This is a genomic window from Nitrincola sp. (assembly GCF_048264025.1).
Lineage (GTDB): Bacteria > Pseudomonadota > Gammaproteobacteria > Pseudomonadales > Balneatricaceae > Nitrincola.
In genome coordinates this window covers 1-23,348 of record NZ_JBLXDN010000048.1, presented here as the reverse complement: position 1 = coordinate 23,348, position 23,348 = coordinate 1, and the positions used below count along the sequence as shown (strand labels likewise).

The 23,348-nt window shown below is 51.9% G+C and carries 16 protein-coding genes; 5 read left to right on the top strand and 11 right to left on the bottom strand.

Going from position 1 to position 23,348, the window contains the following annotated elements:
* On the bottom strand, positions 1-266 hold a 266-nt coding region (locus ACN0R1_RS19405; RefSeq protein WP_417585839.1), incomplete at its 3' end, for a DUF4214 domain-containing protein.
* Between the two features lie 166 nt (positions 267-432).
* Between ACN0R1_RS19405 and ACN0R1_RS19400 the strand changes: the two genes are divergently transcribed.
* The gene (locus ACN0R1_RS19400) at positions 433-735 is read left to right on the top strand and encodes a helix-turn-helix domain-containing protein (protein ID WP_417585838.1); all 303 of its coding nucleotides are present in this window, start codon (positions 433-435) and stop codon (positions 733-735) included.
* A gap of 25 nt (positions 736-760) precedes the next feature.
* On the opposite strand, the gene ACN0R1_RS19395 is transcribed toward ACN0R1_RS19400, so the two are convergent.
* From ACN0R1_RS19395 to ACN0R1_RS19375, 5 genes are all read right to left on the bottom strand, one after another.
* Complete coding sequence (locus ACN0R1_RS19395) at positions 761-2,056, bottom strand: hypothetical protein (RefSeq protein ID WP_417585837.1); 1,296 nt, start codon at positions 2,054-2,056, stop codon at positions 761-763.
* The gene (locus tag ACN0R1_RS19390; RefSeq protein WP_417585836.1) at positions 2,056-4,434 is read right to left on the bottom strand and encodes a glycosyltransferase; all 2,379 of its coding nucleotides are present in this window, start codon (positions 4,432-4,434) and stop codon (positions 2,056-2,058) included. Before ACN0R1_RS19390 ends, ACN0R1_RS19395 begins: the two co-directional genes overlap by 1 nt.
* Position 4,435: 1 nt before the next feature.
* Positions 4,436-5,455, bottom strand: coding sequence for a class I SAM-dependent methyltransferase (locus tag ACN0R1_RS19385; protein WP_417585835.1), 1,020 nt, complete (start codon positions 5,453-5,455; stop codon positions 4,436-4,438).
* A 61-nt stretch (positions 5,456-5,516) separates the two neighbouring features.
* Positions 5,517-6,845 carry an HlyD family type I secretion periplasmic adaptor subunit gene (locus ACN0R1_RS19380; RefSeq protein WP_417585834.1) on the bottom strand — a complete coding sequence of 443 codons (1,329 nt, stop codon included), beginning with the start codon at positions 6,843-6,845 and terminating at the stop codon, positions 5,517-5,519.
* Between the two features lie 111 nt (positions 6,846-6,956).
* Positions 6,957-8,687 carry a type I secretion system permease/ATPase gene (locus ACN0R1_RS19375; RefSeq protein ID WP_417585833.1) on the bottom strand — a complete coding sequence of 577 codons (1,731 nt, stop codon included), beginning with the start codon at positions 8,685-8,687 and terminating at the stop codon, positions 6,957-6,959.
* Between the two features lie 502 nt (positions 8,688-9,189).
* Between ACN0R1_RS19375 and ACN0R1_RS19370 the strand changes: the two genes are divergently transcribed.
* On the top strand, positions 9,190-10,857 hold the full coding sequence (locus ACN0R1_RS19370) for a hypothetical protein (RefSeq protein ID WP_417585832.1): 1,668 nt from the start codon (positions 9,190-9,192) through the stop codon (positions 10,855-10,857).
* Between the two features lie 114 nt (positions 10,858-10,971).
* On the opposite strand, the gene ACN0R1_RS19365 is transcribed toward ACN0R1_RS19370, so the two are convergent.
* The 3 genes from ACN0R1_RS19365 to ACN0R1_RS19355 form a co-directional block, all read right to left on the bottom strand.
* Entirely contained in the window at positions 10,972-11,226 is a 255-nt protein-coding gene (locus tag ACN0R1_RS19365) for a hypothetical protein (RefSeq protein WP_417585831.1), read from the bottom strand.
* 457 nt (positions 11,227-11,683) lie between these two features.
* Positions 11,684-12,532, bottom strand: a complete 849-nt coding sequence (locus ACN0R1_RS19360; RefSeq protein ID WP_417585830.1) for a DUF4214 domain-containing protein — start codon at positions 12,530-12,532, stop codon at positions 11,684-11,686.
* 360 nt (positions 12,533-12,892) lie between these two features.
* Positions 12,893-13,252, bottom strand: a complete 360-nt coding sequence (locus tag ACN0R1_RS19355; protein ID WP_417585829.1) for an H-NS family nucleoid-associated regulatory protein — start codon at positions 13,250-13,252, stop codon at positions 12,893-12,895.
* A gap of 267 nt (positions 13,253-13,519) precedes the next feature.
* Here ACN0R1_RS19355 and ACN0R1_RS19350 point away from each other — a divergent pair, with 267 nt between their 5' ends.
* The 3 genes from ACN0R1_RS19350 to ACN0R1_RS19340 all read left to right on the top strand — a co-directional run bounded on the left by ACN0R1_RS19350 (position 13,520) and on the right by ACN0R1_RS19340 (position 20,936).
* The gene (locus tag ACN0R1_RS19350; RefSeq protein ID WP_417585828.1) at positions 13,520-14,002 is read left to right on the top strand and encodes a DUF995 domain-containing protein; all 483 of its coding nucleotides are present in this window, start codon (positions 13,520-13,522) and stop codon (positions 14,000-14,002) included.
* A 1,145-nt stretch (positions 14,003-15,147) separates the two neighbouring features.
* Complete coding sequence (locus ACN0R1_RS19345; protein WP_417585827.1) at positions 15,148-18,405, top strand: glycosyltransferase; 3,258 nt, start codon at positions 15,148-15,150, stop codon at positions 18,403-18,405.
* Between the two features lie 326 nt (positions 18,406-18,731).
* Entirely contained in the window at positions 18,732-20,936 is a 2,205-nt protein-coding gene (locus ACN0R1_RS19340) for a DUF3131 domain-containing protein (protein WP_417585826.1), read from the top strand.
* 455 nt (positions 20,937-21,391) lie between these two features.
* On the opposite strand, the gene ACN0R1_RS19335 is transcribed toward ACN0R1_RS19340, so the two are convergent.
* Positions 21,392-22,732 carry an HlyD family type I secretion periplasmic adaptor subunit gene (locus ACN0R1_RS19335; protein ID WP_417585825.1) on the bottom strand — a complete coding sequence of 447 codons (1,341 nt, stop codon included), beginning with the start codon at positions 22,730-22,732 and terminating at the stop codon, positions 21,392-21,394.
* The coding region (locus ACN0R1_RS19330) for an ATP-binding cassette domain-containing protein (RefSeq protein ID WP_417585824.1) at positions 22,725-23,348 on the bottom strand (624 nt) is incomplete at its 5' end. The genes ACN0R1_RS19335 and ACN0R1_RS19330, both read right to left, overlap by 8 nt.

Here is a 23,348-nt window from a genome sequence, read left to right as displayed (position 1 = left end):
GTATTGAACTCACGACCGTTGTCGATCTGGTCGATCCAGAACTGAAGGCCTGCGGGATCGGGAGCGCGATCAAAATACCCTACGTAAAGGGCTGTAATCGCATTGATTTGCGTAGAAGTTGCCATGTTGTTTGCTTTCCTGCTTAATAAGCTTGCATAATGATCTTCACGAGCGATCTTGTGGCAAGAGCCCTCCGAGAATGGCAACATTGCCGATCGCGGATCGATCACTATGATCGAACTAGCAAATTGGTCGCCTTCGGGCAAGCTTTATGTCCAGTAAAAAGTATACCATCTGTTTTCACTTGATGTTATGCATAGGTGAGGGTGCAAGCACTAATGAAAATTAGCTCAAAAATTCTGAGCCTTAGCACGAAAAATCTGGCTCAGCCTCTCTAAGCGGGGCTTTGCCGCGCACAGGAAGTTTTATAGTATGGCACATGATAAGTTTTCTCCTGCTGTTTCGAGAGACAAAGATGCGCGCGCGGAGTTGGGGAGTTGGCTGAGGACATTGCGCGAAGCAAGGGGCCTGTCACAGCGCCAGCTCGCGGATATGCTTCACCTAGATTATTATACCTTTATTTCTCAGTTGGAGACGGGCCGCGGCAAAATCCCAAGCGCGCGGTACCGCGATTGGGCAACAGCTCTTGAACAAGAGCCCAAAGCCTTCATGACCATTCTGTTGAGCTACTATGAGCCGGAAGCTTATGAGTTGCTCTTCGGCGACGCTAAATAAGCTTAATCACTAGAATTGATGTCGGTTAAAGCCTAGTGAGGCGCTCTTGCAAGCTGGGGTGCAAAGCATGCGCCTTTTCTTCGGATTTCAAACGCAAAGCCAGATCTCGGCTGGCCTGTAGCGCCGTCTCTTTGGCCAACGCAACGACGTTTTGAGCATAAGATTCGGGAGAGTGATGTGCCTCAAAGTATGCGCGGCCTGCGACACCGATGGGACGCGTGGCATCTCGATCATCAGCAAGCTTCGAAAAAAGCCGGTGCAGTTGAGCGGCTTCGTTTTCCAAATCGATAAAATAGGCTACTTCATCAGGCAATTCGGCATACCAGCCTTCACGCGTCACCGCCGCCGGCGCTCCTGCATTCCAGATACGCAGCTGGCTGCCGGAGGCTTCACCCATGCTGGGGTGGCGAAGGTTCAAAACCAGATGGGCTTGTCGCAGGGTATTGTCTAAGATCAATTCTGGTACAAAACCATGCAGGTGTACCCGGTCCCCTAAGTTCAACTGACTCAGTTTGTCGTATATGAGATGAGGATCCCAAACCTTACCCATCACGTCCAGTCGAAAGTCGAAATCTTCTGGCATCTGAGCCAAAACATCCAAGGTTTGCTCGAGCCGCCGATTGGGACCGATCCAGCCAAATTGTACCAGGCGTAATGGGCCGGTTGAAGCACGGTGTTGTAGCGGCGGGGCGTCGATTGCGAAAGGCAGAGGCAACATTTGACAGGGTAGGTGAGGCAACTTCTTTTGCACTGCATCACGTGCAAATTGCGTATGCGTAAGCACACCAAGCGCTTTCTCCAACACCAACTCAAAGCCTGGCTGTCTGGTAGAGATCACAGACCCCTTCTCTGCGTGGCTTAAGCAAGACTGGCCTTTGCGCAAACCTTCCGCGCCATACCATTTTTGCATCCCGGCCAAATAGCTCGGAGCATCCCATTCGTTCTGCCCCACCGCTTCGATCATCAGCTCCTGGATCGCGAGATCATGTAGGACCACAACGGTAGGGATGCGCTGTGCCAAGCGCAGGAAACCTGAATGGTACACCCAAGAGTTTCCGATATGCATAAAGAGTACTTCCGGGCCTGACCCAGAACTGGCTGCGGCAAAGTCCCGAGGTAAGACTGTATCTGGGTCGAACTGCTTGACCCTACAGTACCGCTCCAAAGACAAATCCCACTCTGGCGCATCGGTCCACAGAACAATTTCAGCCTTGGCGCTCAGGGCTGGCAGGATGCGCGCGGTATAATGCGCGATATCTGTCTCAGCCGGGGGAAGGGGGCTGATCCAATGAATTGTGGGGCGGGGCTCTGCGCGGGTCATCAAAGAGCCTGTTTGGCCAGAGTTAAAAAATTGGCCTCAGAGCAGGGGATCTCAAGCATATTAGCCCGTCCCGTGCCGGTAAAAGCACCGACGCCGGTCTGGAAAAGGTGCAGGCGCAGCGTACCCGCATGCGCCATATTTGGATCACGACGGAAGCTGAATGTCGTCTCCGCTCCCGGTGCCACGGCTTCGCTTAGCGGCAGGATGACATTGGTATGAACGAGATAATCCTCGCCATTGATCCATTCAGCCAAAAGGGCCGTCGCCTGGTTGCCCGCAGCGGGCCACCATCCTGAAGAGGTGTTTTGCGCGGTGACTTGCGTGAGGCCGGTCTGGGCCTCATCCTTGGTCAAAACCAGTTTGCCCGACAGTCGCGCAGGATCACCATGATAAAGGCCAGCGGGCGGCGCGCTCGGCACCCCTGCTTTCCGCCCAACAAAGACGATCGTTTCTCCACGCAGATGCAAGTTGTCCTCGCGGGCGATCATGAGCGCCGCGGTCGCCGGGTCCACATGATCGTCGTAGACATCGGATGTGCCTAGGTAGTGGGTTTCAAATCCGGCTCCATGGGCGAGAGCTTCTACCTCATGGGGGGTGTATTCGCGGTTGTGCCGTCCGTAGACCCCCCCGGTGGGGACAAAAAGGCCGAAAGAGTAGGGGGACTCACGATCGAGGATTTTCCGTACACCGCGGTGGCTGCCGACATTGGGGGTGGTCAGGATGATATGCCCTCCGGGTCGCAGCACGCGGGCCGCTTGGGTCAGGAAGAAATGCGGGTCCAGAGCAAGATGCTCAAAGATCTCCATGCCCAGCACCATGTCGAACTCTGCGTCCCCATAGGGCATGACATCGCGCTCAATGTTGGCAGGGCGCAGTTCGATGTCAAAATCAGGGTAGGCCGGGTTTAGGCTTTTGACTGACTGCGCATAAGGATTTGGCCCTTCCCAGACCCCGCTCATTTTGACATCCTTGAGCGCGTTGACGACCATGGCCTCAAAGGCCAGAGGTGGGAAGACCCCAACATCCAGAATATCGCGTGGGGCACAGTCGACGATATGGTGCAAAGTGGTCAGGTAACGCGTCCAATGCGAGCCCAGATATTGCGCCAAACCAGACTCAACCGGCGCGGGACCCTCATCATTTTCTTGGGGCATGGTGTCAAAGGCATAGGCTTCTAACACGTCGGTGATAGAGGCAAAGGGCAAAGTCGGCGCGGGCGGCGGAGCCACGGCAGCCTGTACACGGGCCACGGCTTCTTCGGCCGGAGTGGCCGCAGCTTTCGCCTCTAGGGCTGCGATTTGCGCGGGGCCCGGTGCAGGCTTGGCCGTCTCGCCGGTCAGTGTCTCCACCACATGTTCCCAAGAGATGTTCATACTGTGGTAGCGGGCGTGACCCGCTTGTCCCATCGTTTCGGCCAATGCGATATCTTCAGAAAGAGTGATAAAAGCTTGTGAGAGTGCGTCAGCATCGGGGGCAGTGATTAGCCCTTCGCGCTGATGGGAAATAAACTCTAATGGGCCCCCGGCATCTGTGGTTGTAATCACCGGCTTGCCGGACAGCATTGCTTCCAATGTGATATAACCCAAGTCTTCATCCTGAGGGGTGAAGACAACTGCACGTGCTTGAGCGTAGTGACGGATCATCGTGTCATTATCAACGCCGCCGAGCCAATCTACGCGGCCGGCAATGCCCAAAGCTGCTGCCAAGCGGTGCAATTCATCCAGATAGGCCGGGTTTTCTGGCACACCGGCGATGACCAAGCGCAGAGGGCCTGGCACTTTGGCTAAAGCGCGCAACATTAGATCGACCCGCTTAGAGGGGTTCAGACGGCCCGGAGCAAAAAGGTAATCTCCAAAGCTCCCTTGGGTCATCTGGTCTGTAAGAGGCGGGGGGTGATACAGAGGGGTTGAGGCTAGCCCAAGATACTTCTCAAGCCGGCCGGCGACGTTTTGAGAGTTCGCATAGAGGGGACGCGCACTGCGGGCAAAGGCCGCCCGATCTTCCGCTCGGATCATATCGCGTGCCATCATACCGTCAGGGCTATCGAGCAAATCAGAAGTGCCCGCAGACCACATATCGTAAGCCTGCCGGTGTTGATGGATCAGCCAAAAAACTGGATTGGGGTGACGGGCGAGATAGGCTGGAAATTTAAGCCCGATCATCATGTCAATGGGGACCCCTTCAGATTCAGATAAATCTGTCAGACGGGCAGACAGGATGCTGTCAGTTAGGGTTTCAACGGGGTACCATTTGAAGGGCAGGGTAATTTCGCAAGCCTCGTGACCATATTGGCGCAAGGCGCTTACTAGACCGGCAGCATGGCGCTCGGCCCCCCCGGTTACAAAAGGGACTTGTGTTCTGACCACACCAACCCGCATCTCAAGTCTCCTGAAGAGGTTTGTGGCCGAGAATAGCTAGATCCTGGGCTCCAAACATAAGGTTAGCCAATTCAGGATCAAACCCTGGTTTGGCCATGAATTCGGCAAGCCTTTCATGAGGGTGTAGGTAACGTGTCTCAATGGGATGAAAGCCTACAGTCTCAAACAGGACGTTCAGTACCGGGTCTGTCATTGGGTTTAGATGGGTGGGGTCATTGTAAAAGGATGTCGCGCCTACCAAAACATTGCGGACATTAGGGGTTTCAAAAAGCAGGATCCCACCAGGGGCCAACACGCGCATGGCTTCTCGGGTGATCCAAAGCACCTCTTCAAAGGGGAGGTGCTCAATAAGATGATGGGCAGTAATGCAAGCCATGGAAGCATCTGCGGCTTCGGTTAAAGCACTACGGGCATCCCCCAACCGCGCATCGAGACCTTTGTCTTGTACGTCCTCAATCTGCACTGGATTGGTATCAATGCCGATCGCTGTTAGGCCAGCATCATTCAGCAGTCCAAGCCATTCACCGCGGCCGCATCCAATGTCTAAGACAGGCTTGCCCCCGGTTCGTATGGCAGCACTTTCTACATCCGGCAAATAGATGCGCAATCGGTTGCGGATGTCGGAGGTGGTGCCGCGGTATTTATTCTCGAGCTTATGGTAAAAGCTGTCCATAACGGCGCCGATACCGCCCTCATCTATAGCAGCCTGCTCTGAGGGTTCGGAGGGGGTTTTCTGATTTTGAGTTGCGAGCAGAACTTTATCTAAGCGGCGGGAAAGTTCGATAAAATTGCGCGCAAGATCAGCGTTGCTGGCCATCAAGACCCGTGTCTCTGCCTGGACCATTTGGTTAACACTGGCTCTGAGCCGACGCTCCCGCGCTTCCAAGTCGTTGAAACGGTTTTGAATGGCCTGCGGATTAATCGCTTGTATGTTGCGATGCGCTTCTTTGACCATGCGCTCCGTGCGCCCCAGCTTGAAGATGGCCGCTATATAATCGCCGATCCGTTTGACCTTGCTCACATCATCCCCCATCGGACTTCCGGTTTTCTACAAAGAGTGCGTTACACTGCGCTCTGCAGACCTATTCTTCGCGCAAACTCTTGAAAATTGCTTCGGACAGGGGGTCTAGCATGTATTGCAGCACACTACGCTCGCCTGTCAGGATAACAACATCGGCTGGCATGCCTGCAGTTAAGCCTTCGCGGATTTCATCGGTTAGATTTTCGTCTGGCACCTTGATCCGCGCCAAATAATAAGGCGCATCATTAGGATCTCTCGTGGTCACTACATCTGTGGAGATGGACAGGACTTCCCCCAGCACCAGTTTAGATAGCTTGGCTTTGAAAGCAGAAAACCGCACTTCGGTTTCAAGCCCGGGACGTACGTTATCGACATCTACCGGTGCTACCTTTGCGTCGATAAGAAGGGTCTCATCACTGGGAACGATTTCCATGAGGATATCGCCAGAACGAATTACAGAGCCGCGGGTGGTGACTGCAAGACTCTGGACTTTGCCAGTTGTCGGAGCGGTGATTGTTGTACGACGCATCCGATCTTGCGCCACAGTGAGTTTCTCGTTGATTTCCGCAAGCTCTGAACGCGCAGTCTTAAGCTCGCTATTGGCACGCTCACTGTACTCCTGTTTAAGCTTCAGGATATTGAGACGTGCCTCCCCAGCTGCAGCTTTGACCTGAGCAATGTCAGACATAGCAGTCCCAATGCTCGCCTCAATCTGGATCACTTCATCTTGCATTTCTGAAAGACGATTGCTTTCGATCACTCCACGCTCTTCGCCTGTGCGCATGCGCTCAAAAAGCTCGCTACGCAGCGCATGGCGTCTTTCTACGGCTGCGAGCTGAACTTCATACCCTTCGGCTTGCCCGTTCAACTGTTCTGCCCGGAATTCGAGAATTTCGGTTTGGGACAGAAAGATTGAGCGGCGATCTTCAAAGATATTGCGTTGCGCTTGCACCGCGCTTTTCACGTTTGGGTCATCAGAGTTTAAAAGATTTTCGGGGAAGGAGACTTCTTCAGCGAATGTCTGTTCAGCAATCAATCTGGCGATCAGAGCTTCTGAGGTCGCTCGACGCTGCTCAAGTACAATGATTTCTGAGTTGACCTGAATATTATCGAGGACAAGCAACGGGTCGCCCTGCTGTACCACATCGGCCTCGCGCACTAAGATGTCCTGAACGATCCCACCTTCGAGATGCTGTACCACTTTGCGATCGCTCTCCAGTGTTACGACTCCTGGAGCCACGACAGCACTGGCGATAATTGCAAAATAGGCCCAAGTGCCTAACATACCGAAAGTAATGAGCAAAATGATGTATCCTGCGAAGGAGTACTTTCGCGGGTTCGCCATCTTCGTAAGCTGGCCTGCAACCAATGCTGATTGTGCTGTTGCCACAACTGAATCCTAAAGGGTCTGAGAGCTTCGTATGAGGGTGATGGCTTCTTTGCCACTTTTGCAAGGATCAAGCCAGATCCTGCTTTTAGCGTGATGCGTTCTAGCCCACGTTTATAGCTTGGCCGTTGACAGTGAAACCGTCTGTGGTTGTTGTTGTGGCTTTTGCTGCGCTGCCTGTTGTTGAGATTGCAAAAGCTCCTTGGTGGTCACGAACCGCTGCACAGCACCATCTCTCAGGATCAAAGTGTAATCTGTTGCACTCAAAATATTCGCTTTATGAGTTACGAGGACAATTGATTTGCCTTCGTTTTTGAGTTGCGAGAGGCAGCGTGCCAAGGCTTCTTCACCTTCACTGTCTAGGTTTGCATTGGGCTCATCTAAAACTATCAAACATGGGTTTCCGAAAAGCGCGCGCGCGAGCCCCACACGCTGGCGCTGACCGCCAGACAAGCGGCTTCCTCCGCTCCCGATTTGAGTTGCATAGCCATTGCTCAGGCCGGAAATCATTTCATGGGCTCCGGCAAGCTTAGCGGCTGCGATGATGTCGTCGTCGGTGGCATCATCCATAAAACGAGAAATATTTTCTGCAACAGTACCGGAAAAAAGCTTCACGTCTTGGGGAAGATAGCCAACGGCATTACCCAATTGGTTGCGGTCCCAGTGTGAGAGCTCCACTTGATCCAGCCGGATTGCCCCGTTAACCGGGTCGCCAACCCCAACCAAGTGGCGGGCTAGCGTAGACTTTCCCGAACCACTCGGCCCGATTAGCGCCAATGTTTTCCCCGCGGGCAAATTGAAGCTTACGGACCGCAAAATCGTATCTCGTGTCCCTGGTACCACAGTCGTAACCCCTTCGGCCTGAAGAAAACCTTTGGGTTGCGGCTGCTGGAGGCGGGTAGGTTCTTCCGCGACAGCTTCAAAAAGCTTTTTTAAGCGTGCGTGGGCTTGGCGCGCAGCCACAAACTCTTTCCATTGCCCGACAGCTTGCTCCACCGGAGCCAAAGCCCGGCCCATCACAATGGAAGCTGCAATCATGACGCCTGCAGAAATCTGACCTCGCATTGCAAGGTAAGCGCCGGTGCCCAGAATGGCGACCTGAAGTGCCATTCTCACAAACTTTGAGCTGGACATGACGGCACCAGCCCAATCGCTGGCCAATGCTTGGGAGATCAACATGCCATTGCGCTTAACTTTCCAGCGCTCTGCCAAAGCGTCTTGCATGCCCATGGCGCGAATAACTTCAGCATTCTGCATCGTGGCACCGGCAAATTCTGCGGCCTGTTGGCCTTCCGTATTAGCTGACTGCAGTGCATTGCGGGTAAGATACTCGTTGAGCAGTGCGAGAATGAAGATCACCACTGTGCCGATGGTTGCGACCCAACCCAACCAAAGGTGGAAAGCAAAACACAAAGCTAGGAAAATCGGGGTCCAAGGCACATCAAAGAAGGCCAAGACACCTTGCCCGGTGATAAAGCTGCGGACCTTGTCTGCATCTCCCAAAGCGGTGCGCGCGCCGCTGCTGGGATTAACCAACTGCATGCGGGCAACACGATCAAATAGCGGGCGAGATAGGATGCTATCAAACTGCAACCCGGCGCGCACCAGCATACGCGAGCGTACAAACTCCAGCGTGCCGTAGGTGATAAGAAGTGCGACTGCGGCAACCGTGATCACCGCGAGCGTCATTTCGTTCCGACTGGCCAAGACACGATCATAAATTTGAAGCATGTAGAGGGGCCCGACAAACATCAGCAAGTTCACGAAAAAGCTGAATAAGACAGTCGCCCCGAAAATGGCACGAAACTTCTTGTAGGCCTGCTGGAGCGGATTACTGGCACTCATGGGTAAAAACATCTTTCACTGCCGGACGTCGTCGTCCCGCTATAAACACTTTTTTGTTGAAGGTCACGCGCAGTATCGATGGCCTTTATTACCAACAAGGATGCGGTATGTGTCCTGCTGTCGGGCTTCAAGATCAAGCATCCCTCATAATCTTGCAGCCAAACGAAGTCATAGTGTCTAACCGCATTGCCTTCCCAACCTTCTTCTTCGCGTAGTATGACTGGTGATTAGTGGAAGCTGAGTGCGTTGTTCGGTGCGCGCAGCTGCTTAGGTTTAATTTATGGAATCGGCGTTCTTCAACAAGAGTGCTTCCACCATAGCACAGTACCCGCCAGTGTAGGACCCTTAGCCACCGTGCACGGCAAAGGGCTACTTTGACAGCTGAAGGCACTCCGATAGGCTCGCTATGCTGTTGCTCCACTCCCCTATCTACCAGATGGTGAAATCATAACATCTTGGACTTTGCCTTAAGAATGCTATGGTGGCGCAAAGGATTTGCTTGATGTCTGATATTATTCGGTTCCCTCAGTCTAATAGATCGAACGCTTTGTCGACCTCTGGTCTGGCTGAGCCAGCAGACATAGCTGAAAACATTACGATGGCAGATTTCTACGGGGCGCCAAAAGGCTGCGACACGGATGCGGAGAACCTTCTGGATTCGGGCACCAATATTTCTTTTCTCCAACATTCCAGTGATCTTCCCGCGTCCACTGTAGGGTGGTCAAATCAAGAACTGGCAGACCTCTACCGCACACAAAGGATTTTGGCGTTAGCAGGTGTTACCACCGAGGTAGACCGCGGGGTGAGTGATGAAGGGGACCCTTGGTTCGTCTTTATGGACAGTCAAGGTGAGGTCCTCGTTCATTTTAGCCGCTTTGATGGGTCCTACTTGGTTACCAGCCATATGCAGGAAGAGCCCATTCGAGGAGCCAGTCTTCAAGATTTGGTTGCAGAATTCTCACGCCGCGTGCAGCCAGTAGCCCGAACCGGGCAAAATGTTGTTTCGATCGCGAAGCGCAACCGGGATGTCGTCTTCATACATCCCGCGGCCGCATTGGCCGCATTGGTGTGGTCTGTCTACCTGATGGCAGATGAGTTGATCGCAGCCACGCCCATGTTTGCTGCGGATGATTCTGAAAAACCAGACCCTTTTTCTTTGGGCGACACTGCGGGAGAGCCTGTTGTTCGGGTCGACGAAGCAGCGGCTCTGCCCGCCATTGCTCACAAAGCAGCTTCATCTTCAATTTTCCCTGAGATGGCAAAGCAAGGTTTGAGCACCCCGTTGAGCCGCGAAGGCCTAAATCTGGGACTTTCAGGGCATGGCGTCAAAGCAGTGGGTATTAGCCTTAGCCTCGTAGCTCTTGCCGTTGGATTACCTCTTCCTGCGAGTATTGCTTTTGAGGCGACGGATGAAGACAGCACTCTCAAAAAGCTGAGCTTAGAGAAGATTTCTGCATCACTTACGCAAGTTAAAGCGAAGGAGGCCGCGCTTTTAGTGGCTTCTGAAGCCGTTGAACTGAAACAACGGCAAATGGACCTAGCCGATCAGTTGCGTGAGGAAGGCGAACTTGGGGAGGCTAGTATTGACGTCGAGGCCGAGGCCTCCGCGATGGGGAATGCTCTGCCAGCAACTTATATAGAAGAGATCAAAAGTGTTCCCTCTCATGTGTTTGAGTTGTCTACAGCTTTGACGTCGCGTGAAGTGAATACCGCCCAAACCGATAAGCACGTCGAAGATGCGAAAATCTCGATAGTGCCTGCCGATCCCTCAAGCGAAAAGACTAAGGAAGTCGACCTCTTGCAAAGCTTTGACGCGGCCTTCGAGAGTTTCGAAATTGCCAACCTCGACAAGATCGCCCAGAACGAACTGGCTCAGTTGCTGCAGACAGAAGAGGCGCAGAATGTTCCGGGGCCCTCAGCCTCGGCTTCCAGTGGTTTTGAGCTTTTTGAGCAGGATGCCAGAACGTATCTAGATTTTCTGTTGCAAACCTATAGCAATGTTAAGGTCGTTAATCTGGCAACCGAGATCATCTTCGTTCATATGGATGCCTTTGAAGACAACGGCGGTTCGCATGAAATCTATGCGAAAAGCTGGTCCTTGGATGATGGTGGGACAGTCTCTACTATCGGTTTCAAAGCTGACATGATGCAGTTCGACCTTATCGCTTGACGCCGCTGATCGGCTTAGGCGTCGGGTAAACATTCTGAGCCTTTCCATCCGTGACGAAGTCGTCTCTCAATCGCTTCTTCGCAGGCTGCGGCTACGCGTCATAGGGGCCAGAGATCAGTATTGTGTCGCTGTTTGCTTTTTGAGGACCCCGTAAAAGCTGCAGGCTGCACCATGGAAGTTTGAGCAGCTCTGTCCGGGCATAATTTTTATTGGCCCCGCATCGGAGCCGCGCAGGGCAAGCGTACAGCGGTCCTTTCCCATGCTTTGACTGAAACTCAAATCTCCATCCATAGAGGAGATCGGTTTTCCAGTGATCTGGCCGACACACGTATCTCCTTCAACTTGCAGCACTTTGCCGTCGGAAATCATTAAGATGCCCTCTCCACCATCTTGAAAGGTTTCATAACTGCCGTCTGACAACTCAAGCGCGTATAGGCATTAGGCGTATTGATGCACATAAAGGCTGCTGTAAGCAGTCCGATATAAGGAACTCTCGTTCCCATGATCCAACCCTGTCTACGCACTGTGACATGTTGCCCGCCAACTAGTGCTGTACTGCTCTAGGCCATCAGGAATACCGCATCGGCTCTATTGACCCTTTCATTGAATGTTGAAGGGCAATGATTCAATCTAGCAAGTCTGGGTTGGGTAAATGGTGCTAGAAAATCGGCCTATATGGGAGGCAAAACGCACACTATTTTGTGAACAGTTAGAGGCGTTATAAAGCCGAAAGCCCCTAGTTGAAAAATCTCCGGTTCTGAGAGCGGCTACAATACCCATCGCTAAGGTAAGGCGGCGATTGGTTCGCCGCCTTACCAAAGCTATCTCATACAAAGATGCCTTCGGAATAGGTTGTGCCGACAAGAGCCGCAAACTCTTCCGATTGCATCATATAGGCAAGTGCATCGTCTACCGTATCTGCAATGCCATTCGCATCCAGGAACTCCTTCCAGAACGTCAGCCCTGCTTCATCTGCTTCGCGCTGAAATAGGTTATTGTAGATAGACTGAACCAATGCTTCAGCGTCGTCCAGTATAGCACCGTATCGCTGGTTGAAAGCATCAGTCTGAGCGAAGGCATCCGTCAACGAAAAGACATCAATGGTACCGCCCTCATAAAGATCAAGCCAAAAATCAAAGCCGGTGGCATCGGGCTGGCTGTTCCCAAGAAGAGCATCATAGGCAGCTTTGACCAGCCCAGCTCCATCGTCGACATCTAAAAACAGAGTGCCATCAGTGAATTCAAGTCGATCGAGACCGACAAGCTTTTGCGGCTCGCTTCCGGGTATAGTCACGGTCACACCATCATCTTCAACTGATATGGTCGTTCCGCTAAAGGGCAGCTCAAACGTCTGAATATCGTTTCCATTTTGGTCCTGAGTGACTTCGGAGCCGTTACCGGGTTCAAGGGAGCCAAAACCCTCTACGTCACTCAGCAAAGTAGAGTCCGGTAGACCCTCAATCGCGCTTCGCAGCTCCTCTACACCTGCCGAAACAAGGATGGGGTTTTCCTCAATTAAGGACAACGATGCATCTAGCTCCGGGGTGATTGCCACCCCCAGACTGGTTAGAATGCCTCTTAATTGGGAAGCGAGGCCTTCTGCATCATTCAATAGCGGGCTGTTAGCGGCTAAGGAAAGAAGGGGGCGAATATCACCAACAGTTAGTTCATTCATCTAGAAACTCCTGAAAAGAATAGTCTTATCAAGCAATTCCGATGCAACCCTTGCTAAGGCATCGCTTTATCTTTTGAAGATAATGGGTTTGGCGAAAGCCGCCTAGAAAAATGTCAAAAATATGGCCCAAGCAGGACTTTCTGCCCTGCTTGGGATGTATTCAAGTAAGTGCATAAAGGCCGCTCAGACTTACAACTGACAACGCATAGACGTTCAAAATCAGCTTGGGCTTACCTTCAACTACTTTAATCCCGATGAGCGTAGCGTAGGTATGGGCCAGCTAGGCCATAAAGATACGCATAGAAGAAAATACCCGTCGCAGCCTTTTAGAACTTCGTGTTGTAGCGAGGGCTAAAACCTTTACGAGCTTTTGATCCGCATCGCATCGGGTGCTACGCCCGCTTCAACCTGAGCGCGATACCAATTGGGCTGACGTCCTTTACCAGTCCAAGTTTGGGTTTTATCTTCTGGATTGGCAAAAACAGGTTTCGAAGGTTTCCGGATCGCCTTCGCCTTCCCCTTTGTTTTCTTGGGAGTAGTTTCTACAGTTTCAGAGATCTCGCCTAGCGAGAACCCAAACTCAGCGGCGGCTTTCGTAGCGGCTTTTTTTGCCTCTCGCTGATCTCGCGCGATTGCCGAAGCCAGTGCTTTTTTTACGTCACTTAAAAGCTTCTGGAGCTCCTTGCGAGACATTTCTTTCAAGTCATTCTTCGCAAACATAGTTTTTCCATTTGTCTATTGTGGCCATACGCTCAGGTCGAGTTCTTATGCGTGCCAAACACCTTATTCAAGGAAATCTTAAGTTTCCAGTGTGTTGACCGCTGCACTTGGCTAGAAAGTAGAAGGATTTCCGCTTTCATGGGGGCATGATAGTCAATCGCAAAAGCCCCCTTTTTCTCGGATTTTAAGGGATATATATTGACTTGGAACAAGAAACTGCTGACCATCCGAAGCAGGGTTTTCTTCTGTTGAAAGAGTTTTACATCTATGGATTATCGCAAATCTTGGCTCGTCGGACTTCTTATCGCGGTGCTCCCGGTCACTGCTATTGCAGACCCTTTACCATATGGCGCCAAAACACCCGCCGCCCATCAGATCGTAGCGGCATACATCGGAAAGACAGAAAAATGGGACGCCGACTGTCAGGGAGGGATCTATTTTGGACCCAATAACCAGGCGAGAGCGTGGTGCGCACAAAGCAGCGATAGCCTAGGAGCGGGGAAGTGGACAGTGGATGCCTATGGGCGCATGTGTCACGACCTTACGTGGTACTGGCCCAATAATGGTCGCGCCGGCAGCTCTAAAGGGGAGAAAAGCTGCATATTGCATGTAGTTGACCGCTTTGATCGGGTGTGGCGCAGCTATCCCGGGCAAACGGAATGGTGGCCGATCAAGGGGGATCCGGCTTTGACGCGCGGCTACACCTACCAGAATGAAGTTGTCGCTCTGAAAAACAAGTTGGGTATATAACGTTTTGTGAACCGGAGCTTCGCAAGTTAGTACAAAAGCTCTACGTATTTACCGCTATCTTTCTTTGGCGCAGCGCGGAACAATTTCAAAGAGTGCCTACAGCCTTTGGCGGCATAGGCAGGACGAGATCTGTCAGGTCGGAAGCGGGTACTCATTGCATTAATCGAAGTTGCGTTGCCCTTCGAGGGTGGTCGCAAATGTCTTGGTCTATGCTATTCAGGCACCGATAAGTCTATCTGGTTTCAGCCGCCCTCGGGTCCCCCCGTCCGCTGAACATACTCGTATTAAGTGTGGCTGCTTGCGCCCCCGAATTGACCTCTCCACACAGCCTGATGTCGGCAGGCCTATAGCCTAGGACCCAGTCGCTTGCTTTAGCGTGAAAGTACTTTTGCGTAAAATAAGAAAATGGCTGTAACCGAGGTCACAGCCATTATCTTGGGGGTGGTCATGTGCTGTAGGGAACATGACTATCTTACAGTGGGCTATCTTGAGGAATGGAGTCAACGATTCTTGCCCTAAGCACCCTTAAATAAGGCATTATGATGGCGCAAATAAGAAGTAGATGTGAATTTTGAACATCGATTCTTTTTGCACCTCTGTGCGGGGAAGTGACCAATTCCCCTTATTCCTGTGGCAGCTTTCCCATATGAGAAACAATAGTGCAATCTGGGGTTGTAAATTTGGCATAAATTGGGCAACTTAGTGACACGCTCTTACCTTTTTCTATAGTCGTTTATGTATAGTTTTGTGGCTAGCTACAGCATTTGGCCGTCCTTCAAGACAACGTATGAATAGCGTTCGAATGACCACACGTTCCATAAACGCTATTCTTCGTGGTTGAGGCAGGGTGATTGATTTTTAACCGAGTGCCTCAGTTCTTTTAAAGAACTTCAGACAGGCGCCTTGCCGCAGAACGCTCCTATACGACGGGCTATAGATGCGAAGGCGTAATGCGGAACATAGGACGAGAAAAAAAGAGAACCGATAGATATCCCACCCGGCAGTGTGGATATCATGAGCCGCGCGCTAGTCGTGGTTTATCTGACAAGGTTTTTTTAGACCCTAGTCGCCGCAGAAGATCTCGTGTCCTTTTTTCCGCGGGCACTCTCGCAATTGGTATAGCTGTTTGGCTGTCATTTTTTGCTATGACGGTTGGGCTGAACGGTGGTCTAGAGGCTGCATTACCTGAACCTATCAGCGTGCTGAAGAGCCAGGGCAGGGCATCGAACGCAAGAGAGTATTCGCTAAAAACTAGTGATGGCCTCAAAATTCCAGCGATTGATCTGTACGCGCAACAAGAAGCGCGAAAATACCAATGCTTGGGAGATGGCAAGGGAGAGTCGCTGAACACACTGCAGAAAGTCTATGCGGTTGTACCTGCAGATCTTCCTTGGGCCGTAAAATCTCTTCAAGAAAGCTGTGGCTCAATTCATGTAGCTTTACCAACTTGGTTTCATATCACGGCGACAGACAATATGCCGCAAGTTGTAGGGGTCAGTTCAGAGACGCGTGATCCCCTGTTTGAGTATGCCAAGCAAAACCGAGCACTTCGTATCATGCCTATCCTTCAGTGGGATACAGCAGCCGCAAGACTTTTGAGCATTCAGGAGGGGGTGGAAAAGGTCACTGTCGCGTTAACACGGTTCTTTGAGACCCCACAGCAGAGTACTGCCATAGAAGGCTACTGTCTTGATGCGAGCCCCTTTATTTCTTCGGGGGATGGTTTTTCTGTAGTGAGCCGACAATTTGTTTCAGCCATGCAAGCTCAAGATTTGACGTCCTGTGTGAAGCTTCCAAGCAGTGCATCGAATAGCTTACTAGCAATCGCAAACCGTCTCTTTGATACCGTTATCGTAAATGGATACCAAGAGTATTGGATTGGGTCGGCGCCTCAGCCACTTGCGGACAAAGCGTGGTTTATGGCGCATATTGCCTTCCTCCAAAAACATGTGACTCCTGACAAACTGGTCATAGAGCTCGGGATGCATACCGTTGACTGGGTCTCTGGCCATCCCCGACCCAAGATCCACTCTTTTGCGAAAGCCATGTCAGCGCTCGCGCATAACGGAGCTTTTGCAGAGTTCGTTCCTGAGGCTGGCAATACCCGGGCAAATTATGTCGATGCTAAAGGGTTACAGCATCAGGTCTGGATGCTAGATGCAGCCTCGGCTCACAACCAAATTCTAGCCTTGCGTGCGCAAGGCCTCAAATCCATCGGCTTGAGCGGATTGGGCTATGAAGACCCAGGGGTTTGGGCAATCCTAGATCAGTCTATGCGCCATATCGATTTGGAGGGGCTAACCTTACAAAACATCGTTTTATCAAACTACGTGGAGCTGATCGGGAAAGGTCCTTTTGTCGCGCCCGTGGCCATGCCCCATGTGGGAGAACGGACAGCCTTGACCGATCCTGTCACAACTGCCGTCACGTCGATGACCTACAATGAAATGCCGCGCGCTGCTACGGTTCGGCTGTATGGGGCAGGAGAGCCAAATAAGGTGGTCCTAACCTTCGATGATGGCCCTCATCCTGACCATACCCCGGCCACTTTGGACATTTTACGCGACACTCAAACCCCGGGCTCTTTTTTCGTTCTAGGCAATAGCGTTCTTGCCACCCCAAATTTGTTGAAACGCATTCTTAAAGAGGGCCATGAGCTGGGCTCTCACACCTATGCCCATCCAAATATGGGTGAGGTTTCTGCGTCTCGTGCGAAGGTAGAAGTCAACTCAACACAACTGTTGGTCAATGGTATAACCGGCAAGAACATGCGGCTCTACCGTGAACCCTATATGCGCAGCGGGGGACCGATCACCTCTAGGGAGGTTGCATCTCTTCTGCCGCTTGAAGAAGCCGGATATGTGATAGCGGGGATGGATGTGGTCCCGCGGGACTGGGTCACTCAAACCGCGGATGAGTTGGCGAATGAAATCATCCGGCAGGTTGAGGCGAATGCAGGGGGCGTGGTTCTACTGCATGACGGGGGGGGCGACCAAAGCCAGACCGTAGCTGCTCTCCCCCGCGTAATCTCCGAATTGCGGGCGAAAGGGTACATCTTTACCACCCTTGCTGATCTCTTGGGGGTGTCACCTGACACATTAATGCCTGAGGGTGATCGTGTTACTGCAACTTTCGGCAACATGTCATTCCTCGCTGTAGGTAACAGCTGGTCCCTTCTCCAGATTGCCTTTTGGACGGTCTTCGCAATTGGAATATTTCGCTCGGCCAGTCTTCTTTTTTTAGCAGCACGGCGCCAGCCTCATGTACCCTCGCCATCAGTACTTGAGCCCTCGGTCACAATCGTTATCCCTGCGTACAATGAAGGACGCGTGATCGAGCAATGTATCCGTAAAGCTCTATATTCTGAGTATCCTGACTTTGATATTATCGTGGTAGATGATGGTTCGACCGATGATACTTATGAGAAAGCCATAAGCTTTGCCTATCATCCTCTTGTAACTGTCTTGCGCCAACCAAACCGTGGTAAGGCTTCAGCTCTTAATGCAGCATTGGACGAGGCTCAGAGCGAGGTGCTGATCTGCATTGATGCAGATTCACAGATCGCTCCTGATGCGGTTCGTTTGCTGGCCGCACATTTCACCGACCCCAAAGTAGGGGCGGTGGCTGGCCGTGTGGTGGTGGGCAATCGAAGCAATCTTCTTACACGCTTGCAAGCGCTTGAATATATCACCGCTCAAGCTGTTGAGCGTCGCGCTAAGGAACATCTCAATGCAATCAATGTCGTGCCAGGCGCAATCGGGGCATGGCGCACCACAGCCTTGATGGAAGCGGGTATTTTTTCGACTGAAACGCTCACCGAAGATGCCGACATGACCATGGCGATGATACGATCAGACTATAAGGTGATCTATGAAGATAGCGCCGTTGCAACAACTGAAACACCTATATCTCTCAAGGCTTTGATGACCCAACGGCTGCGCTGGTCTCTTGGTATGATGCAGGCCGGCTGGAAGCATTCGGGAGCAATCATGGAGCGCCGCAATCTAGGCTTCGTCGCTCTTCCTGATCTGGCGGTGTTTGGGTATCTTATGCCGCTTGTAGCACCTTTGGCTGATCTGTTTCTCGTACTCCTTATTATAGAGTTTTTTGCGAACGTCGGCGGGGCGGACCAAAATTATGTGGACATTGTAGCCAACCCATTGATTGTTGCCTACTTGGCCCTTCCCACACTGGAAATTATAAGTGCAATTGTTGCCTTCCGCCTGGACCCCAAAGAAGATCGGCGCCTGTTGCTCTTGCTACCAATGCAGCGAATTTTCTATCGCCAAGTTTTGTATATCGCGGTGATCCGGGCGCTATGGCGCGCTGCAACGGGCTCTTTGGCAAGCTGGGGACGCATGACCCGCGTAGGTTTTCAGTTCGACCAGGCAAAGGTGACATGATCAAACGTCGGACTTTTTTGGCATGGAGTACAGCGGCGCCCCTCCTGCTTTCGCAGACCTTCATGGCTCACGGAGCCAGTGCGACGCCTCAAAATACTCTTGTCATGATCGATAACCTGCACAACGCCACCGATCATGATCGGGTTGCCATTGTTATCGATGCTTTCGTGCGAAGCGGATTACCAGTTACATGTATCGTTGACCCTGAGCCCCTCCACCTAGGTCTGCTAAAGCCTGATAGCGCGCTTTGCCGTATGCTAAGAACGCGTTTACAACAAACCCCTGGCCTGCTTCAGGTTATACCTCTGGTAAGGAAACTGGGAGGCATGACCCCCTATTTTCAAGCGCGGGCGGTTCACGATACCCAGCATGCCTTGCAGGCGGCATTATGGAGCCCTGTAGATCGACCCAAACATGCAGCGGCAGGCCAAACCATTGCTTGCGATATGCTACCCACAACCGTTGCCCCATCAGGGGTGCGAGCCAGTGGCGTTCGCAATGTTTTAATGCGCCCACATGCAAATGCTCCAGTGCGGCCAGAGGCATGGAAGGATGGTGTCGCCAGAATAGTAGGCGGCCAGAGGATACGGCTGCAGTCTCAGAGGGCAATCTACAGCCTTCCGCAAGACCAGCCCGTAGAGCGCGTATATTACCTGTCTGCCGAAGACCTGCGTGGCCTTCCTCTCGCAAGCCTTGGCATAGCAGCATCCGCTTTTGCAAAACAGGTACTGCACAAAGCGGGCAATCATTGGGTAAGCCCAATTCTTGCCTCTGATATTCAGTTCCGAGATGCCTATGCCTATCGGCGGAATATAGGATTACACTTTGTTCTGGGGTCAGATGCCACGCCAGAGGACCAGGACGCTTTAACTGCTTTTCGACGCGAGTTGGCTGGCGTGGGGCTACCATCAAGCTTTGGACAGGAAACCTCCTCAAGCGCAATCTCTGGATATTGGATCCCCTTAGAGGAGGAGGCTTTTGCAATCGCGCCTCTCGAGCTCTTTATGCTCTCTCAAGAGATGCCGGGCCTGCCCCCCCAGATGAGCACAAAGACAACCTATGGCATTGCGGCGGAACTCAAGGAAAAGCCCGACGTCGGACTGAGTTCGAATAACATCTTAGGCTTGCCTACCGTTCACCTCCGGGATGTTCGTTCCTTGGACGGGGAGCTGGAAGCTTTGATCGGCACGGCAGATTGTGTCCTCGCCATTTCCGCAAAGCTTCTGCGCAATCGGTCTCACAGAGCAGTTCTTAGAAGTGCGATCCATGCAATCCAGGAGGATGGCATGTCCCATTTTGTTTCGCTCCCTGACTATGTAAAAAGCCTTGTTCCCATGGGCCCCTACATTACACATTTCCGCAGGACACAGGCCTATCAGCATCAGATGGTGAAAGCGCCTGACGCGCCGGATGAGAAAGAACGGGCGCGGCTAATAGCAGATGCCAAGGTTGCTTGGTCATATTTTGAACAGTGGACCAACCCTAAGACTGGCCTTTGCCCTGCAACTGCAAATTCTGCACCCGGGCACCAGAGGCTGCACGAAACAGTCACGATGTGGGATGCAGGAAGCCACATCTTTGCATTGATGGCAGCTGTGGATTTGGAGCTCATTTCACCCAAGGCGTTCCAGCATTCAATTAGAAAAATTTTACCTCACCTTGCCGGGCGGCGCTCGCAAGGTCGGCTGCTACCCCAAGGGTGGATCGCAACGGATAAGTTCAAATGGGGCAACCGTAACTTTGACGGCTGTGATGCGGGGCGGCTGTTAGCGGCTCTATACAATCTCGACATCCATCCTTTAGGAAAGGGCCGCGCAGCAAGCACAGTTGCGGCTTGGGACCTTAGAGAGGTCGTAAAAGACGGCGTCATCTACTCAGTGGAAGAAGGCGCCCTAGCATCCACTTTCCGCTCCCATTGTGCGCATTATGCCGCTTGGGCGTTCCGCACCTGGGGCATTGAAGTCAAATCGCCCTATGAAGTGTTTCAGGGGGCGAGCATATCTGATGGACGAATGGCATTATTGGAGGTTAGCGGTCGAATAGGCCCCCTTGGTGCTGAACCCCTTTTAATGGAAGCGCTGGAGTTTGGTATGTCTCCCGAGTCAGCCTATCTCGCGGATGTTTTATTTGCTGCTCAACTTGAAGAATATGATGAAACAGGACGGCTAATCTGCGTGTCAGAAGGGCCTATCAACAGTTCACCGTGGTTCTTGTACCAGGGTTTACAGTTTGATGCGCCAGGAAAGGTTTGGGCTACCGACACGGTTGACAGCTTAGAAGAACATCGCACAAAGGCCTTCAGAGAAAAGCATCTGTCGATCAGTTCAAAAGCAGCATACCTGTGGTCCGCCTATAAAGATCATCCGTTTTGCACTGAATTGCTTTCTATAGTCAGGGACAAAGCCAAAACCCGTTATGGCTTTGCGTCCAGCATTAACCAAAAGACTGGTCAGCCAAGCAAGACCTACAGCGATATCAATACAAACGCCGTTATTCTTCAGTCGATTGCCTCTAGGCTCCAGGGCTTTTAGCGCATCAGCCAAAAGCGGCCTGCATCTTAAGACTTCTGGGTCTCGCCCTAGAGATCAGGTTGATAGAGAGCCTCACTTATCACTAACGGCTTACTTCTTTAGAAAATATTAAAACAGCATATACTATGTAGCTGTATGATAGGCAGATTGAACAATAGCTCATAGGCATGCGCGCTATTGGGCAACCGAGCCGTTTACAGGGGAGCGCCAGAGGGACAGAGGCTATGAGTGATCCAGAACGCATAAAGTTGCTAGAGAAGGCATTGATCAAATATGTAGAACTCTACGGTTTCATAGATGAAGCTCGGGAATACTATATACGCAATTCCGACGCCAAAGCCCCAAGCATAGAACAGAAGCATTAGTCTCTAGACTTGATCGGTCAGCAGAAGAAATATCCCATATGCCGAGTGGCCGTGTGCCATAGGATGCAAGAAGCCAATAGCGAGTGCCCTTTATTGCTCCCGAAAGGCTCGGATCATACTGTCTGTGACCGGCTTCATTAAATATTGGACGAAGGTCCGGTCTTGAGTGGTAATCATGATCTCTGCAGGCATACCCGGTGTTGGTGTAAAGCCCCGAACACGATCAAGCTCTCTTGGCGACACTGATACCCTAGCAACATAGATTTCCTGTGGAACGTCATGCGCGCGGTCTAAGATCGCATCTGCCGATACATAGTACACTTGGCCTTCCAAAATAGGCGTGGTGCGCTGATTTAGGGCTGTAAGGCGTACAGTCGCGGCCTGACCTTTACGGACGACATCAATTTCGGTGCGTGGAATTTGCACTTCAATAATCAGTGGCTCACCGGTGGGCAGGATCTCTAAAATGGCCTTTCCACTTTCAATAACCCCCCCCGCAGTATGATAATGCATCCGCACTACAGTCCCAGAGACAGGTGCAAGTATTTCAGCTCGGTGTAAAATGTTTTGGGCTTTCCGGGCTTGCTCCCGAACACTCTCGAGCTCTGATTGCACGACTTGAAGTTCATCAAGCGCTGCGCTCTGCCGTTCGTTGATGGTCTGTTCAATCTGGGATTCATAGCGCATTGAAAGCGCTTGCGTTTCTTTGATCTCAGATTGAAGGCGCCCGATCTGGCCTGTTGCTTCTGCCATGGCGCGCCGCAAAGTGTTAAATTCTGTCCGACGAATAAGACCCTTCTTCAGAAGAGTTTCTTTAGCTTCGGAATCCTCAGTCAGAATCTCGAGCTGTAATTGTGTGGCTATAAGTTGCTGCTCATAGCCATCTGCGCGCTCTTTCAACCCATTGATACTTTGCTGCAATAGATCAACGTCATTTTTCAGCTGGCGCGTTGCAGCATTAAAAACAATCTCTTGGCTATCGAGCATTGCCGCTATGTTGAAGTCATGTCGCAGTTCTTCAAGGTGTACAGGATAGTTCAGCTCATCTTTCCGGTCATATTCTGCAAGAATCCGTGCTTCCATCGCTTCCAGCCGAATCTGCCGCAAGAAAAACTCCCGTTCTGTTGCCAAAGCCGCAGTTTCATCCAACAGCAGGAGGGGCTGGCCAACCTCGACATCTTCGCCTTCCTCTACAAGGATTTCTTTAATGATACCTCCTTCGAGGTGCTGTACGATCTTGTTGCTGCCTGTGGCAACGAAGCTGCCTTGTGAAATAACCGCAGCAGCCAATGGCGCCTTGAAGGCCCAAAGCCCAAAGCCTCCAAAAGCAAACACCAGTAGAAAAATACCAAATATAACCTGGCGTGTGATGGAGCGTGGTACCTCATCATACCACTCGGGCGGTTCCGCATAGATCGTCAGTTCACCCATTGTTTGGTCCCCCTCGTTGAGGTGCTGGCGGGTTGCCGCCATTGCTGCGCTGAGACAACTGCTGCAACACCTGCTGGCGTTCACCGAACAACGTAATATTGCCGTCGGCCAAGAGCATGATCTTATCCACCACACTTAACAGAGACGGTTTTTGGGTAATGACCACGACCGTGATACCTGCCTCACCCGCACGGTGAATAGCATTGGCCAAAGCGCGGTCCCCAGTGGTGTCCAAGTTGGAGTTTGGCTCGTCAAGCACGAGAAAACGTGGATTGCCGTAGAAAGCCCGAGCCAGAGCAATCCGCTGTTTTTGCCCCCCTGAGAGTGGTGCGCCATCTGCGGCTACCATCGTTTCATATCCATGGGGCAAGGAGGCAATCATGTCATGGACGTCGGCCAGAACGGCCGCACGGTGTATGTCTTCATCGCGCGCATCGGTGCGCATCCGGGCAATATTATTCTTAATTGTCCCAGGGAACAGTTGCACGTCTTGCGGAAGGTATCCGATGTTCTCCCCCAACTGTCGCGTGTCCCAGTTCCGCAAATCCATTAGATCAAGACGCACATTGCCGGAAGTGGGGAGGATCGATCCCACCAACATTTTGCCTAGCGTTGT

What these genes read in the sequence shown, in the direction of transcription:
- ACN0R1_RS19335 (WP_417585825.1), bottom strand. Translation starts at nt 22,732, where the DNA reads ATGGGTGAACTGACGATCTATGCGGAACCGCCCGAGTGGTATGATGAG.
- ACN0R1_RS19350 (WP_417585828.1), top strand. Translation starts at nt 13,520, where the DNA reads ATGGATTATCGCAAATCTTGGCTCGTCGGACTTCTTATCGCGGTGCTC.
- ACN0R1_RS19400 (WP_417585838.1), top strand. Translation starts at nt 433, where the DNA reads ATGGCACATGATAAGTTTTCTCCTGCTGTTTCGAGAGACAAAGATGCG.
- ACN0R1_RS19370 (WP_417585832.1), top strand. Translation starts at nt 9,190, where the DNA reads ATGTCTGATATTATTCGGTTCCCTCAGTCTAATAGATCGAACGCTTTG.
- ACN0R1_RS19365 (WP_417585831.1), bottom strand. Translation starts at nt 11,226, where the DNA reads ATGATTTCCGACGGCAAAGTGCTGCAAGTTGAAGGAGATACGTGTGTC.
- ACN0R1_RS19375 (WP_417585833.1), bottom strand. Translation starts at nt 8,687, where the DNA reads ATGAGTGCCAGTAATCCGCTCCAGCAGGCCTACAAGAAGTTTCGTGCC.
- ACN0R1_RS19360 (WP_417585830.1), bottom strand. Translation starts at nt 12,532, where the DNA reads ATGAATGAACTAACTGTTGGTGATATTCGCCCCCTTCTTTCCTTAGCC.
- ACN0R1_RS19340 (WP_417585826.1), top strand. Translation starts at nt 18,732, where the DNA reads ATGACCCCCTATTTTCAAGCGCGGGCGGTTCACGATACCCAGCATGCC.
- ACN0R1_RS19395 (WP_417585837.1), bottom strand. Translation starts at nt 2,056, where the DNA reads ATGACCCGCGCAGAGCCCCGCCCCACAATTCATTGGATCAGCCCCCTT.
- ACN0R1_RS19355 (WP_417585829.1), bottom strand. Translation starts at nt 13,252, where the DNA reads ATGTTTGCGAAGAATGACTTGAAAGAAATGTCTCGCAAGGAGCTCCAG.
- ACN0R1_RS19390 (WP_417585836.1), bottom strand. Translation starts at nt 4,434, where the DNA reads ATGCGGGTTGGTGTGGTCAGAACACAAGTCCCTTTTGTAACCGGGGGG.
- ACN0R1_RS19345 (WP_417585827.1), top strand. Translation starts at nt 15,148, where the DNA reads ATGACGGTTGGGCTGAACGGTGGTCTAGAGGCTGCATTACCTGAACCT.